Genomic DNA, 13,552 nt, shown 5'->3' with positions numbered 1-13,552 from the left:
GCGTGCGGCCCTGTCCACAAAACTCGGGTCAGTTCCCGGCGAGCACCGCCAGTACCGGCTCGGACAGGAAGAACGGCTCCAGCCGCTCGCGAATCAGCTTGGCCAGCACGCCGTTCCGCTTGGCGGCCTCCACCACGGCCGGGCCGTAGCGCAGGATCTCCTCGGCGATGACCGCCTCGGACAGGCCCAGCTCGGGCAGCATGGCCGCCAGGGTGTGGTCGCCGTACTTCTCGAAGAACACCTCGACGCCCTGGTCCACCAGCACGCCGACGTATTCCTTGTTGCGGGTGGTCAGCGCGATCCGGTGGATGATCAGGGCCAGGTCGCGGAGGTCCTGCTGGGACAGGTACTCGCGCAGGCCGCTGACCGGCTCGCCGGCGTGCAGGTCCCAGAATTCCATGGCCGCGTCGTGCACCGGGGCGTCGCGCAGCATTTCGCGAATGGCGTTGTTGGTGCGTTTGAGCGCGAATTGCGCGCCCTTGCCGGCCATTTCGCCGATGAAGGTGCCGCCGGCCTTCTCCGCCGCCTTGCGCGCGGACTTGGCGGCATTGGTGCCCATGGAGACCAGGGAGCCGACGCCGGGAATCTTCGAGGCGATCTGCTTGTTGGTCTCCATCAGATCGTCGACCAGCTTGTCCACGAACTTGGCGGCGACGGTCGCGATGAGGGGGCTCTCGGTCAGCCGCTCCAGGATGCGTTCCTGGGCCTGGTGCATGCCGAAGAGCTTCTCCAGCAGCTGCTCGACCGGCTCGCGGTCCACCACGTCACCGAGGGTGTAGTCATGATTCCCGGCGATGTTCTCGTACAGCGAATCGGCCAGCGTGCCGACCATTTCGCCCAGTACCGGGCTGCCGCCGATCAGGTCGATGACATTGGCGACGGTCTGCTTGGCCTGATCGATCTCCACCACGTCGCGGAAGATGATGGTGTCGGCGACACCGATCACCGCTTCCACATCACGGGCGATCACTTCGGCGAAGCGGTCACCGCTGACCTCGGCGACAATGAAGTCGACCTGCAGATCCAGGAGCTTCTCGGCGATTTCGCGTGGCGTCCGCGACGGCGTATCGGACTCGGTCAAGGTTCCACCCATCAATTGAAGACGGAACGCCTGATCACTCGGAATCGTTGCCGTGCACCGATTTTCGAATCTGTTCCAGACGTTCCCGCGCGGCCTTCGCCCGCGCATCCCACTGTTCCTCGACGCTACGGCCCACTGGTGTCTGCCGATCGAGTTCGCCCATCCCCTGCGATGTCCCGTAGCGCTGCTCGACCTTATCGCGAACTGACTCGAAAGTAGGGACGCCGCCGGAGGTATACCCGCCGATCGCCGGACCTGCGGGGATACCCGCAGGCGGTACCGGTATCCCGGTGACCACGGGACCCGCTCCCACCTGCCCGGATGCCGGGGCCGTCTCAGACTGCGGATAGCTTTCCACGGGCAACGTGTCCGGAGTCACATCGATGACATCGGGTGCATGACCCAGGGTGGCCGCCAGTGACTGCGCCACCGCGTGCAGCGCGGCCAGCCCGGCCTTGCCGTCGGTGGCGGCCTCGACCACCGCCGCGAGTTCGGCGTCCGGCAGTTGCGCCAACAACGCCACGAGTTCCTTGGCATCGCTCATGGGTTCCAGGCTACGCATCGCGGGGACCGCGGGGGTCTGGCACAGCGCGCCGACAGCGGAACATTGCGCCGGATTCGGGGACAGCGTACGGTGAGGGCGTCGCAATCTCGTGGATGCAGGTCGACGCCGAGTCCCTCCCACGCGATTTCTTCCCTCCTCGAGCCGGTTACCCGGCGGCACTGTAGCTTCCGCCCGGTGCTGCACCGCCACTCGCGAACCACTCGGATTCGCTGGCGGTTTTCTACCGCCCTCGGCCGCATCCGGCCACACCAATCACTCACTCCCGGTGCACATGTCACCTGATCCTTACAAGGAGAACTCTCATGACCACCATCGATCCCACGCCGCGGGTCGCCCACACCGCCGCGACCCCGGCCCTCGAACACATCGAAACCCTCACGCCCGCAACGGGAATCCTGGACGTCCAAGGCCAGAGCGGTGTGCTGCGCCGCAGCGGATACCTGCCCGGCCCCGACGACATCCACGTGCCCACCCGATTGATCCGGAGCCACGGTCTGCGCCGCGGCGATGCCCTCACCGGCCTGGCGCAGCCGAATCCCAAGAACGGCAAGCTCGCTCCCCTGGTGCGGGTCGACACGGTGAACGCCCTGCCGGTCGCCGAGATCTCCCCGCGACCGCACTTCCAGGACCTGACCCCCATCCATCCCAATGAGCGGCTGCGACTCGAAACCGGGCCGCACCAGCTCACCACCCGCGTCACCGACCTCATGATGCCGATCGGCAAAGGCCAGCGCGCCTTGATCGTGGCACCGCCCAAGGCGGGCAAAACCTCTGTGCTGCAGGCGATCGCACACGGCATCGCCGCCAACCATCCGGAGGTGCACCTGATGCTGGTGCTGGTCGGCGAACGCCCCGAGGAGGTCACCGACCTCTCGCGCGGGGTACCCGCCGAGGTGATCGCCGCGACCTTCGATCATTCCCCCGCCGAACAGACCGCCCTGGCCGAACTGGCCATCGAACGCGCGCAACGGCTGGTCGAACAGGGCCGTGACGTCGTCGTCCTGCTCGACTCCCTGACCCGGCTCGCCCGCGCCTACAACATGACCGGACCCGCGTCGGGCCGAATCCTTTCCGGCGGTGTGGATTCCATGGCATTGACGCCGCCGAAGCGGTTCCTGGGCGCGGCCCGCAATATCGAACACGGCGGATCGCTGACCATCATCGCCAGCACCCTGGTCGAAACCGGTTCGCTCGCCGACACCGTCATCTTCGAGGAGTACAAGAGCACCGGTAATGCCGAGCTCAAACTCGACCGCGGACTGGCGAGCCGCCACGCCTTCCCGGCCGTGGACATCGCCAAGTCCAGCACCCGCCGCGACGAACTGCTGTTCGCCCCCGACGAGCGGCTCGCCGTGGACAGACTCCGCCGCACCCTGGCCGAACTGGACGATCAGCGCGCCCTCGACCTGCTCCTCGACGGCCTGCGCAAGACCGGCAGCAATGCCGAATTCCTCGCCAATATCATCCGGAAGTGAGGCGCTTGGGCGGCAGCACCCCGGCCGCCCAGGTCGCCACCGTCTCCGCCCAGCCCGGGAATCCGATGAGGTCGTTGTGCATGCCGCCGGGATAGATCACCAGCTGTTTGGGCTCGGGCGCGGCGGCGTACAGGTCGCGGCCCATCTGTACGGGCAGGAGTTCGTCCATGTCGCCGTGCATGATCATGACCGGGCAGGTCAGAGTGCGAATCCGAGGCAGGCTGGGATAGGCGTTGGGCACGAACAGCTTCGGCAGGAACGGATATACCGCGACCGCCGCGTCCCGCATGCCGGTGAAGGTCGACATGAGCAGTAGTGCGGCGGGCGGAAAGGCATTCGCCAGCTCGAGCATCACGCCGCCGCCGAGCGACTTTCCCAGATACACCAACCGGTTGGCATCCACACCGGGCTGCGCGAGCAATGCCTCCCGCGCCGCCCGCACGTCCAGATACGTCCCACGCTCGTCCGTCCGGCCGGTGCTGCGCCCATACCCGCGGTAATCGAAAACCATCACATCGAACCCGACCGCCGCGAGCATGCCCACCATCGGCGACCGATCCCCTATGTTCCCGCCGTTCCCGTGCGCGAACAGAATGTGCCCCACCGGCTCCCCCACCGCCGGCACGAACCAGGCCTCGACGGTCTCGCCATCTGCGGTCCGCAGCGACATCTCCTCATAGTCGAGGCCATACGTCTCCGGAGTCTCCAGAATCCGCCGGTCGCCCGGCTGATAGCTGAGCGCATTGAGGATGGGGGTCGCCGGATGCCACATGGTTCTTTCTTACCTCCCTACCTCCCTGCCCGCCGAGAGGCCTCACCTCCAATTCCCGATTCGACCAATTCGTCACTTTTGATTCGGACGATGAATTCGAACCGGACGGTTCCGTCAGTGACACGAGATATGTTGCGGCACATGCCATTCGACGAGTACGACCTGATTCAGACAGAAACCTCGCCGGTCCCGAATCCCCCGACGGCGTGGTCATCCGGTCCGACCTGCTGCCGCCCGGCACGCACGGTTCCAATATCCGCGGCCTCGTGGACCGGAAGATCTGGGATGCCCTGCGCATTCCGGTCTGCACAGCCACCGGAAATCGCTGCGAGATCTGCGGCGACCAGGTGATCCGCAACGGCCGCATCGGACGCCCCGACTGCCACGAGAAGTGGATCTTCGAGTTCCACCCCGACCGCCCCATCCAACGCCTGATCGCCCTCTGCCCCGGCTGCCACCAGGTCCAACATTCCGGCCTGGCCCGGGTAAAAGGCCGGGAGCAAGAGGTTATCGAGCGACTGTGCCGCCTGAACCGCTGGTCCCGCCGGCAAGCAGAACTCGACCTGAACCGCTCGACCGCCCGATGCACCCACCGCGACCGCTTCAACTGGGACCTCGACCTGTCAGCACTCCACGGCCGCCTGATCATCCACAGCTACCCAACCCTGCACATACCCGCCGCCGACCGAGCCACACTCGGCAATTCCTTCTTCGGACTCCCGCCACACGGATCTGCTCACCTCACTCGAGCCGATTCACCTGAAACATACGAAATTCTGAAACACATTGCATCACAGTAGAATTCGCCTTCTATCGCGATCATATTGGCGGTAGAATTAGCACATGGATTCGAAAGGGGAAACACTCGACACGTGCGGCATCGCCGACCTGGCGACCGCCGTCGAAACCCTGTCGAATTCCATCCTCCACGGAAACCTGAATCCGTTCTCCGACGGTGACGTCGTGGAGTTGATGCAGCGCCTGGAGGCCTGCAAACGTCAACTGTCGGCGCTGGATTCACGCCTGATCATCGAAGCCTGCAACCGTTCACTGCCCGAAGGCAGTGGGGCGAAGGATGTGGTGCCGTTCCTGCGGCAAACCCTGGGGTTGTCGAGGTACGACGCGTCGGTGCGAGTGAAGATCACCCGCCAGTGCGGGGAATTCTTCGAGCCGACCGGACACCTGCGCCCCGCCTCCCTCGTCAAGACCGCCGAAGCCTTTGAGGCAGGCGACATCTCGCGTGATCATGTCCGCAACATCATCGACGTGATGAACCACCTGCCCGCCGACATCCCCGCCGAGACGCGCGCGGAAGCCGAACACCTCCTGGTCGATCACTCCCGGGTCGGGTGGCCCGATGACCTGCCCAAGATCGGTCGCGACATCCTCGCCCTCATCGACCCCGACGGCAAGGTCGTCTCCGACACCGACCGCCGTCGCCGCCGCGGCCTCATCCTCGGCCGCCCCGGCGTAGACGGGATGAGCTGGATCGAAGGCTGGATCACCCCCGAACTGCGGGCCCTGCTCGATGCCGTCTTCGCCAAGCTGGCGCGTCCGGGCATGTGCAACATCGACGACACCGACAGCGTCGCCGCCACGGTCAAAGTCGTCGATTCCAAGGTGCTGGAGGCCGCCGCCCGCCGCGACCGTCGCGATGCCGGTCAGCGCACCCACGACGCGTTGTTCGCGTTGCTGCAGCCCGGAGTCGACGCGGCCAAGCTGGGTTCGCACCGTGGCCTGCCGGTGCAGGCCATCCCGACCATGTCCGTCGCCGATCTCGAGCGTGGGGCCGGTGTCGCGACCACCGCTTCCGGCGGCCACGTGAGCATCAACGAGGCGTTGAAGATGGCCGAGGGCACCCGGCCGGTGCTGGCGGTCCTCGACGCCGACGGGCTGCCGCTGTACCTGGGCCGTTGCGAGCGACTGGCCACCCCCGCCCAACGGTTGGCGTTGATCGCCCGCGACAAGGGCTGCACCCGACCCGGATGCGATGCGCCCGCGAGCATGTGCGCGGTCCACCACATCACCGACTGGGCCAAGGGTGGCCCCACGGATCTGACCAATCTGACCTTGGTGTGCGATCACTGTCACGCGCTGGTGAATGACGGTGCCGAGGGTTGGAAAACCGTTGTCATGGGCAAGGATTCCCCTTACAGGGGGCGGACCGGGTGGATTGCCCCGAAACGTCTTGACCCCACCGGCACTCCGCGCGTGAACGACAGACATCACGTGGGGCAGCAGGTCGCCACGGCAATCGATTCCAGTTGCCAGAGGTGGGGTTCACGGGCTGCATGATTCCCGGCTGCTCGTGTCGGGCTGGCGTGCGCAGGGACGGGGAAGTGTGGTCACCTCGCCTGCCCTACCGGACTCGAGCTGACGCCAGGTTGACAGCCGCCACCCGCCGATCCCGGCCCACGGACTGCACCCATCACCTTTCACAGACAAACCCACCGCCAACTACCCACCAATCACCGAACCACCCACGGCCACAGTGATAATCCCGCCACCACCACTGCGACCTGCACCTGCGTCGACAATCTCAACGACCGGCGCGATCACTCCTCCGACCGCCACCGTCACCAATGATCGGCGGTCACGGCGAAGGGTGAAGCCCACCAGGCGATAGTCCGATCTCGGACAGCACACCCCGCCTCAAACCCTCACCCCGACACCGACCCTCCCACGCTCACCACACCATCGCCTGCCGGAAGGTCGATCCTTTGGCTTCACAACCGATCCGCACTGTCCCCAACGAGCCCAAGCCATCACATGGCGACCCCAACCCCGTGATCCGAGCGAATACCTCCTGCAGCAACCCCACATGCGGCTTCAAAGGTGAGGGGGCTGGAAGGTGCAGGCGCGGACGTGAGCCCGACCCCCTCCCTTCTCCAGGCATCTTTAATCTTTTGATCTTTTGGGTTTTGGTTCTTTATCTTTTGGCTTCTATTGCCCGGGCGGCGCGATCGCGGATTTTTCGCAGCTCGTCTTCTTTTGGTTTTCGTTCCGGGCCCAGGCGCATACCTTCGGACTTGTGATCGACGATGCTGTGCTGCAGGCGATATCGAGTTGGGAGGTTCGCCTAATCGGCCGTACCACTCGCTATGTCCGCGTGGATTGCGTTGCTGGCCACTACATTTCCGGACCGGTTATCAGGCGGACCAGTGGCGGGTGACGTGGGTGGGGTTCGACGTCGTTCTCACCGTGCTGCTGGCGGCTCAGCGCACATCAGCATCCTGACCGCTGTCGGCGCGGAGATCCCGCTCCGCCTGCCCCTGCTGATCGAAGTCAACGACATCCGGGCGAGCAACACCACCGAGCTGAGCGAACCGCGGAAATGACAACGGAGGCCCCGGGTTCGGAGCCTCCGTTGTGTTTGCCGGTTCGGGTCAGGCGCGGATGACCGCTCCTACCGCGGAGGACGCGGCGGCGACAGCTGCGTCGCGGGCGGCGCTGGCCTCGTCCTCGGTCAGGGTACGGTCGATGGCACGGAAGCGCAGGGCGTAGGTCAGGGACTTGCGGCCCTCACCGGCCTGGGCGCCCTCGTAGACATCGAAGAGCGAGATGTTCTCGAGCAGTTCGCCCGCGCCGGTGCGGAGGGCGTCCTCCACGGCGGCGGCGGACACCGCCTTGTCGACGCTGATCGACACGTCCTGCAGCACCGCGGGGAACGCGGAAACCACGGGGGTGGGCCGGATTTCGCGCAGCGGCAGTGCGTCGAGGTCGAGTTCCACGGCGCAGGTGCGCGGGGGCAGACCCGAGCGCTCCAGGACCGCGGGGTGCAGTTCACCGGCGTGGCCGACGACGACCCCGTCGACGACGAGCTCGGCGCACCGGCCCGGGTGCCACGGAAGGTAGTGCGCGGCACGACGTTCGATCACCAGGCCCGAAGCGTCGGCGATCGCGTCCACCAGGGCGAAGGCGTCGCCCGCCTCGACCGCACGACCCGCACCCCACGGCCCCCGCGGCTCGCGGCGACCGGTGAGCACGGCACCGATGTGGATCGGCTGCTCCGGCAGCGACTGCAACAGCACGCCGATCTCGTCCTCGGTGGGACGGCGGTCGACGGGCAGCGGGCCCACCGGCACGGTCTGCTCGGTCGGCAGCGTGACCTGGCCGATGCCGTAGATCGCGAGGTCGCGCTCCCCGCGAGAAATATTGCGGGCGGCGATCTCCAGCAGACCGGGCAGCAGCGTGGACGACAGCTCGGCGCGCTCGACATCGAGCGGGTTGAGCACGCGCAACGTCTTGCGGCGCGAGTCATCCGCGTCCAGACCCCAGGTGTCGAAGACACCGCCGGGCATGAAGACCGGCGCGGGCACCTCGACGCAGCCCTCGAATGCCAGCGCCTTGCTCACCGCGCGGCGACGGCGCTGCTGGGCGGTGAGGCCGCGGCCGGCGGGGGCGGTGGGCAGCACCGACGGGATCTTGTCCAGACCCTCCAGGCGGAGCACCTCCTCGACCAGGTCGGCGGGCTGGGTGAGGTCGGGCCGCCAGCTCGGCGGGGTGACGACCAGCTGCCCGTGCCCGGACTCGCTGACGCCGACCTCGATGGCGCAGCCCACCTGCTGCAGGCGGCGGGTGGCCGCACCGGGCGCGTAGTGCACGCCCGCGGTGCGGTCGGCCAGGTCGATGTCCATGACGATCGGCTGCCGCGCCGGGGTGGGCACGCGCACATCGGTCAGCACGGATTCGACTGTGCCACCGGCGATCTCGGCCAGCAGCGCAGCGGCGCGATCCAGGGCGGCCACATTGACCTCGGGGTCCACGATCCGCTCGAACCGGCGGCTGGCCTCGGAACCGAGCTTGTGGCGGCGCGCGGTGCGAGCCACGGACACCGGGTTCCAGGTGGCGGCCTCGAGCAGGATGTCGGTGGAGGTGCCGGACACCTCGGTGCTCGCGCCGCCCATGATGCCCGCGAGCGAGATGACGCCGCTGTCATCGGCGATCACCACGTCCTCGGAGTCGAGGGTGCGCTCGGCCTCGTCGAGGGTGCGCAACGTTTCGCCCTTGTGCGCGCGGCGCACCACGAAACCGCCCTGCACCTTCGTGGCGTCGAAGGCATGCAGCGGCTGGCCGAGCTCGAGCATCACGTAGTTGGTGACGTCGACGGCCGGGGAGATGGGCCGCACGCCCGAGAGCAGCAGGCGACGCTGCAGCCACCACGGGCTCACGGCCTTCGGGTCGATGCCGGTCACCCGGCGCACCGCGAAGCGCGTGCACAGCGAATCGGGCTCGAGCTTCACCGACCAGGCATCGGCCTCGTCGTCCGGCAGCAGCCGCACGGCCGGATCGCCGTATTCCAGGTCGAAGCCGCAGGCCAGTTCACGCGCCAGGCCGCGCGCCGAGAAGGCGTAGCCGCGGTCGGGGGTGATGGCCAGCTCGATGACCGTATCGTCCAGACCCAGCAGCTCATTGGCGTCCGCGCCGGGCTCGGCGGTGCCGGGCTCGAGCACCAGGATGCCGCTGTGGTCCTTCCCGATCCCCAGTTCGGCGACCGAGCAGATCATGCCATTGCTGGTGTGGCCGTAGGTCTTCCGCGACGCGATCCGGAAGCCACCGGGCAGCACGCCACCGGGCAGCACCACGACCACCAGGTCGCCGACGGCGAAATTCCGTGCGCCGCAGACGATCTCCTGCAGCTCGGGATTGCCGACGTCCACCTTGCAGAAGCGGATCGGTTTCTTGAACTCGGTCAGCTCGGTGATCTCGGCGACCCGTCCGACCACCAGCGGGTGCTCGATGTCACCCTGCACCTGGTGCAACTGGTCGACCTCTTCGACCTCCAGCCCGACCCGGACGAACCCCGCGTCGAGCTCCTCCGGCGTCACCGACCACCCGGGGGTGGTCCGCTGCAGGATTTCCGTCAGCCAGGACTGCGCTACTCGCACTTGACGTTTCGCTTCCTCGTATCGGGGTCAGGTCAGGACTGGATGCCGAACGGCAGCGTGAAGCGCACATCGCCCTCGACGATGTCACGCATGTCCGGCAGGCCGTTGCGGAACTGCAGGGTCCGTTCCAGACCCATGCCGAACGCGAAACCGCTGTACACCTCGGGATCAATGCCGCTGGCGATGAGCACCTTCGGGTTCACCATGCCGCAGCCGCCCCACTCGACCCAGCCGGGGCCGCCCTTCTTGTCCTCGAACCACACGTCCACCTCGGCGGACGGCTCGGTGAAGGGGAAGAAGCTGGGCCGCATACGCGTGGTGGTGTTCGGACCGAACAGCGACCGCGCGAAGGAGTCCAGGGTGCCCTTGAGGTGCGCCATCGTCAGGCCCTTGTCGATGGCCAGACCCTCGATCTGCGAGAACACCGGGGTGTGAGTGGCGTCCAGCTCGTCGGTGCGGAAGGTCCGCCCCGGGCAGACCACGTAGATCGGCAGCTCGCGAGACAGCATGGAGCGCACCTGAACCGGCGAGGTGTGCGTGCGCAGCACCTGCCGCGAACCCTCCGGCGCGATGTGGAAGGTGTCCTGCATGGTGCGGGCCGGGTGGTCCGGCAGGAAGTTGAGGGCGTCGAAGTTGAAGTGCTCGGTCTCGACCTCGGGACCCTCGGCGACCTCCCAGCCCATGGCCACGAACACATCCGCGACCCGCTCGGACAGCACCGAGATCGGATGCCGCGCGCCGTCGGCGTGCCGACGGGCGGGCAAGGTGACGTCGATGGTCTCGGCGACCAGGACCGCAGCGTCGCGCTCGGCGAGCAATTCGGCCTGGCGGGTCTCGTACGCCTGCGACACCCGGCCGCGCGCGACATTGACGCGCTTGCCGGCGTCGGCCTTCTCCTCCTTGGGCAGCGTGCCCAGCGACCGCTGCGCCAGCGAGATCGGCGACTTGCCACCCATGTACTCGGTCTTGGCGGCAGCCAGCTCGTCCAGGGTCGAGGCCGAGGCGAACGCCTTCTCAGCAGCTTCCGCGGCGGCGGAGAGCGACTCCTCGCTCAACGCAGCGGTCTGCTCGGCACTGTTGTCATCGGCCACGATGGTTCGTCACTCCCCAGGCTGGTTACGGGTCGGGCTGAATTTCCTACCTATTCTTGCTGGTCGCATCGTAATCCTTGTAATCAGGCCACCTCACCCGGATTTTCCCAGCTCGAGACCACCCTGTCGGCGCGGTGGCGAAGCCGGCGGTGGTACGAATGAACGTGTGAAGTCCCGGCCGCTGACCCTCATCGACGACACCGACAGCCTCATCGAGTACTCGGCGGCGATGGACCGCATGCAGGAGATGTGGGAGGAGCGCGTCGCCGACCAGCGGCCCGACACCCTGTGGCTCCTGAGCCACGAACCCATCTTCACCGCCGGCGTCCGGACCCCCGAGGCCCACTTTCCCGCCCCCGAGACCGATATCCCGGTCCTCCTGACCCGCCGCGGCGGCCAGCTCACCTATCACGGGCCCGGCCAGCTCGTGGGCTATCTCATCGTCAAACTGCAACCCGGCGAAGGCGTCGTCGACCTCATCCGCGACGTCGAGCACCGACTCGTCACGGCTCTGGCCGAGCTCGGGATCCCCGCCGAACGCCGTGACACCCCACCGGGTTCCGAGCTCCTCACCGGCGTCTGGACCCGCGACACCCGCCGCAAGATCACGTCCATCGGCATGCGCGTCGGCCGCAATGTCTCCACGCACGGCTTCGCTCTCAATGTCACCGGCGACCTCACCCCCTGGAAGCTCGCGGTCGCCTGCGGCATGCCCGATGTCGACATGACCTCCGTCGAGCGGGAACTCCCCGGGCAAGAGCCGCCGACGATGGACCGGGTGGTCGCCGCCATCACCACCGCCTTCGAGGCCGCCGCTGCTCCGAGCCTGGCTCCGTAGCCGGCGCCACCTCCCGAGTGCACGTGAATGCGTTGTGCCCCTTCCGGACCGGTCCGGAAGGGGCACAACGCGGTTCGTGCCGGCGTTACCCTGGCGCACCGGTTGCCAGAGACGCCGTTCGAGGGACGGATCGGATCGTCGACGCCGATCCGAGGGTGGCGAACAAGGCTACGCCGATGTAGACCAGTTGTTCGGGGATGCGGAACCACAGCGGTGTGGCCGCCTGACCAGCGAAGGGGATATTGTCCACTGCCGCATGAATATTCGCGGGGAGCAGCAGGACGAACAGCAGGAGCAGGGTCTCGTACATGAGGCACCTCCGTGGAGACCAGCCCGGTCAGTGAGCGACAGCCGGTGCACCGGTGGATGATTCGGCGATCGCCTGCCGACTGGGCAGCAGCAATGCGACCAGCGCACCGACCGCGACGATGGCCGCGCCCACCTTGACCGCCGGGGTGAGGCCGTCCACGTATTCCTGCGGGCTCAGATACGAGCCGTGCGAGGCGAATACGGACGCCAGCACCGCGACACCCATGGCGACACCCACTTCACGGATGGTGTTGTTGGTGCCGGAGGCCATGCCCTGATCGGCCGGGGCCGCGCTGGCCATGACGGCGGTGGCGGTGGGTGCGAAGGTCAGACCCATACCGATGCCGCCCAGCACGAAGGGCAGGACGAAGGAACCGTAGGAGACGTCGACCGTCGTGATCAGCGCCATCCACAGCAGCGCCGCCGACAGGAACACCTGACCGATGGCGATCAGCGGCCGCACACCCACCCGATCGACGATCAGCCCGGCGAGCGGAGCCACCACCATCGGAGCCATGGTCCACGGCAGCGTCCGGATACCGGACTGCAGCGGCGTGTAGCCCTGCACCACCTGGAAGTACTGGGCCAGCAGGAAGATCGAGCCGAAGACGCCGACGGAGAAGGTGAAGAGCACGGTATTGACCGCGGTGAAGCTGCGCGACCGGAACAGCCGCAGCGGCAGCATGGGGTCGGCCGAGCGGTTCTCCCACAGCACGAACGCCGCCAGCAGCGCCGCGCCGCCGATCAGTCCGGTCAGCACCTTGGCCGAGGTCCATCCGTCGTCCGCGCCGTGGATCACGCCCCAGACCACCGCGAGCACGCCACCCGCCGACAGCAGCAGGCCGATCGGATCCAATTTCCTTGCGCCGCCGAAGGATTCGTTCAGGATGCGGGCGGCTAGCGGAACGGCGACGATGCCGATCGGAACGTTGATCCAGAAGATCCACTGCCAGCTGAGTCCGTCGACGACCGCGCCGCCGACCACGGGTCCGAGCGCCACGCCGAGCCCGGAGATGCCGCCCCAGATGCCGATGGCCGCACTGCGCATCTTCTCCGGGACCGCCGCCGACAGCAGTGTCAGCGACAGTGGCATCACCGCCGCCCCGCCGAAGCCCTGTACCGCCCGCGAGGCGATGAGCATCCACGGCTCGGTGGCCAGCGCGCACGCCGCCGAGGCCGCCGTGAACAGCGCGATGCCCATGACGAACATCCGCCGGCGGCCGATCCGGTCGCCGAGCGCGGCGGCGGTGAGCAGCAGCGAGGCGAAGGACAGCGTGTAGGCGTTCACGAACCACTGCAGGTCGGTGAGCGACGCGTGCAGTTCGGTGCGGATGACCGGCAGCGCGTTGGTGACCACGAGATTGTCCAGCGTGACCATGAACATCGGGATGCCCACGGCCGCCAGGATCGCGCCCAGCGGCCGCCGCCGGGCGGCATCGACGACCTTGTCGGTGAGGGTTGAGGTTTCGAGTGTTTCAGCCATGACCAATCCTTGTTGTTATCGACTGATAACTAGAGAGTATGCATTGACTG

General features: G+C 67.1%; 11 protein-coding genes. 4 read left to right on the top strand and 7 right to left on the bottom strand.

Going from position 1 to position 13,552, the window contains the following annotated elements; genetic code table 11:
* Nucleotides 1–28 precede the first annotated feature (28 nt).
* Together ACFXIV_RS35125 and ACFXIV_RS35120 are read right to left on the bottom strand one after the other, a co-directional pair.
* The gene (locus ACFXIV_RS35125; RefSeq protein ID WP_379402745.1) at nucleotides 29–1,081 is read right to left on the bottom strand and encodes a hypothetical protein; all 1,053 of its coding nucleotides are present in this window, start codon (nucleotides 1,079–1,081) and stop codon (nucleotides 29–31) included.
* 34 nt (nucleotides 1,082–1,115) lie between these two features.
* Nucleotides 1,116–1,625 (bottom strand): PspA/IM30 family protein, encoded by a 510-nt coding sequence (locus ACFXIV_RS35120; protein ID WP_379402746.1) that lies wholly within the window; start codon nucleotides 1,623–1,625, stop codon nucleotides 1,116–1,118.
* 323 nt (nucleotides 1,626–1,948) lie between these two features.
* On the opposite strand from ACFXIV_RS35120, the gene rho reads away from it, so the two are divergent.
* Nucleotides 1,949–3,121, top strand: coding sequence for a transcription termination factor Rho (rho, locus tag ACFXIV_RS35115; RefSeq protein ID WP_379402747.1), 1,173 nt, complete (start codon nucleotides 1,949–1,951; stop codon nucleotides 3,119–3,121).
* On the opposite strand, the gene ACFXIV_RS35110 is transcribed toward rho, so the two are convergent.
* Nucleotides 3,108–3,893 carry an alpha/beta hydrolase gene (locus ACFXIV_RS35110; RefSeq protein ID WP_379402748.1) on the bottom strand — a complete coding sequence of 262 codons (786 nt, stop codon included), beginning with the start codon at nucleotides 3,891–3,893 and terminating at the stop codon, nucleotides 3,108–3,110. The two genes, rho and ACFXIV_RS35110, sit on opposite strands and share 14 nt — an antisense overlap.
* Before the next feature lie 266 nt (nucleotides 3,894–4,159).
* On the opposite strand from ACFXIV_RS35110, the gene ACFXIV_RS35105 reads away from it, so the two are divergent.
* Nucleotides 4,160–4,693, top strand: coding sequence for a hypothetical protein (locus ACFXIV_RS35105; RefSeq protein ID WP_379421383.1), 534 nt, complete (start codon nucleotides 4,160–4,162; stop codon nucleotides 4,691–4,693).
* Between the two features lie 43 nt (nucleotides 4,694–4,736).
* Complete coding sequence (locus tag ACFXIV_RS35100) at nucleotides 4,737–6,188, top strand: DUF222 domain-containing protein (protein WP_379402750.1); 1,452 nt, start codon at nucleotides 4,737–4,739, stop codon at nucleotides 6,186–6,188.
* A 1,091-nt stretch (nucleotides 6,189–7,279) separates the two neighbouring features.
* On the opposite strand, the gene pheT is transcribed toward ACFXIV_RS35100, so the two are convergent.
* Complete coding sequence (gene pheT / locus ACFXIV_RS35095; protein ID WP_379402751.1) at nucleotides 7,280–9,781, bottom strand: phenylalanine--tRNA ligase subunit beta; 2,502 nt, start codon at nucleotides 9,779–9,781, stop codon at nucleotides 7,280–7,282.
* Nucleotides 9,782–9,813: 32 nt separating this feature from the next.
* Entirely contained in the window at nucleotides 9,814–10,872 is a 1,059-nt protein-coding gene (gene pheS, locus ACFXIV_RS35090; protein ID WP_379402752.1) for a phenylalanine--tRNA ligase subunit alpha, read from the bottom strand.
* 166 nt (nucleotides 10,873–11,038) lie between these two features.
* On the opposite strand from pheS, the gene lipB reads away from it, so the two are divergent.
* A complete protein-coding gene (gene lipB / locus ACFXIV_RS35085) occupies nucleotides 11,039–11,710 on the top strand; it encodes a lipoyl(octanoyl) transferase LipB (protein ID WP_379402753.1) in 672 nt (223 codons plus the stop codon).
* Nucleotides 11,711–11,795: 85 nt separating this feature from the next.
* Here the strand turns inward: lipB and ACFXIV_RS35080 are convergent, their stop codons facing one another.
* A complete protein-coding gene (locus tag ACFXIV_RS35080) occupies nucleotides 11,796–12,020 on the bottom strand; it encodes a hypothetical protein (RefSeq protein WP_379402194.1) in 225 nt (74 codons plus the stop codon).
* A gap of 27 nt (nucleotides 12,021–12,047) precedes the next feature.
* On the bottom strand, nucleotides 12,048–13,502 hold the full coding sequence (locus ACFXIV_RS35075) for an MFS transporter (RefSeq protein WP_379402193.1): 1,455 nt from the start codon (nucleotides 13,500–13,502) through the stop codon (nucleotides 12,048–12,050).
* Nucleotides 13,503–13,552: the final 50 nt, after the last annotated feature.

The organism is Nocardia sp. NPDC059236, assembly GCF_042754085.1.
GTDB lineage: Bacteria > Actinomycetota > Actinomycetes > Mycobacteriales > Mycobacteriaceae > Nocardia.
Note: the sequence above shows the minus strand (reverse complement) of the source record. Positions and strands in the feature narration are given on the sequence as shown.

Bases quoted from the DNA above. Each gene is read 5' to 3' on its own strand.
- ACFXIV_RS35120 (WP_379402746.1), bottom strand. From the start codon at position 1,625: ATGAGCGATGCCAAGGAACTCGTGGCGTTGTTGGCGCAACTGCCGGAC.
- rho (WP_379402747.1), top strand. From the start codon at position 1,949: ATGACCACCATCGATCCCACGCCGCGGGTCGCCCACACCGCCGCGACC.
- ACFXIV_RS35110 (WP_379402748.1), bottom strand. From the start codon at position 3,893: ATGTGGCATCCGGCGACCCCCATCCTCAATGCGCTCAGCTATCAGCCG.
- ACFXIV_RS35100 (WP_379402750.1), top strand. From the start codon at position 4,737: ATGGATTCGAAAGGGGAAACACTCGACACGTGCGGCATCGCCGACCTG.
- ACFXIV_RS35080 (WP_379402194.1), bottom strand. From the start codon at position 12,020: ATGTACGAGACCCTGCTCCTGCTGTTCGTCCTGCTGCTCCCCGCGAAT.
- ACFXIV_RS35075 (WP_379402193.1), bottom strand. From the start codon at position 13,502: ATGGCTGAAACACTCGAAACCTCAACCCTCACCGACAAGGTCGTCGAT.